This window comes from Protofrankia sp. CiP1_Cm_nod3 (assembly GCF_982290655.1).
On sequence record NZ_CEVIVD010000139.1, the window covers coordinates 1 to 1316 of the forward strand.

General features: G+C 73.6%; 1 protein-coding gene. It reads right to left on the reverse strand.

All coding sequences use genetic code 11. The annotated features are described in order from the left end of the window. Positions 1-89: 89 nt before the first annotated feature. The coding region (locus tag AC5LUJ_RS19885; protein ID WP_493465494.1) for a helicase-related protein at positions 90-1316 on the reverse strand (1227 nt) is incomplete at its 5' end.

Consider the following 1316-nt stretch of genomic DNA (forward strand, 5'->3'; position numbering starts at 1 on the left):
CTTCAGGCCGGCCAGGGCCTCGCCGGTGACGTGGGGGAGGCAGAGGCGGGACTGCAGGCCCGCGGTCGCGGCCTGCCAGCTGGCCGGGGTCAGGCCGGTGCGCAGGCGCAGGTAGGAGGCGGCCGGGGTCTGGAGGGGTCGGCGAGGTCGCCGAGGCTCGCGGTGAGGGTGCGGTTGGCGCCTTCGCCGGCCCAGGTCCACCAACGGACGTCGGTCAGGTCCTCCGTCCGGACGATCATTGTGCCGCCCGGGTGGACGACGTTGAGGTGGTTCCCGCGGACGGCCGCGAGCCGCTGCGCCGCCCGGCGGGTGAGGGGGACCGGCGGGCCGGCGCCGAGCAGGACATCCCGCATCGCTCTGGTCAGCTCGAAGGACGTGGCGCCGTCGGCAGGGGCCAGCCAGCGGGCCCGGCCGCCGCTCTCGGCGGGCTCGACGAAACAGCGGCGGCGCTTCCAGTCGATGTGGGTGACCCGCCAGCTGCGGCCGGCGAGCAGCAGCAGCCGCGGGCCCTCGACGGGGCCGGTGAGCAGGACCGGGTCGGTGCGGCCTATCTCGTCGCGGCCGTGCAGGACGGTGAACTCGGGTGCCGCGGTGAAGACCGCGGTCAGCTCGGAGAAGTGCCGGTGGCCGAAGCGGCGCTCCGCCTCGGGGCCGACGAACAGCATGCCGCCGTCGGAGTCCAGGTAGCCCATGCGGACGAGGTGGCGCACGACCGGCTCCGCCGAGCGGTCGAAGGGCGCGAGGCCGTTCCACTCGTCCACCCAGGCCCGGTCGCCGACCCGGTTCTCCTGAAGGCAGTATGCGAGCAGCTGCTGGGCGACGATGTGCCGTGGCTCCGGCGGTGCGACGACCGGCTCGACCCAGCCGCGGCCCCACAGCAGCAACAGCCCGGCGGCATGCACGAGCGCACTCTCGTTCAGGGCGAGGAACAGGCAGTTGCGAGTCGTACCCGCCCGGCGGCCGGTGCGGCCGAGACGCTGCAGGAACGACGCGACGGTTCCCGGGGCGTTGATCTGGATGACCCGGTCGAGGTCGCCGACGTCGATGCCCAGCTCCAGGGTGCTGGTGGCGACGATCACGCAGTCCCGGGCCTGGGCGAAGGCCTCCTCGGACCGGCGCCGCTCATCGACGGACAGCGACGCGTGCGAGAGGAACGTCGTCACCCCGAGGGAACGCAGCGCCTGCCCGAGCTCCTCGACGATCTTCTTCGAGTCGCAGAACACGAGCCGCTTCTCACCCCGGTGCAGGGCGGCCAGCACCTTTGCCGCGTTCGGCACCGAGGCGACGTAGTCCAGCTCGATCTCACCCGCCGGCGG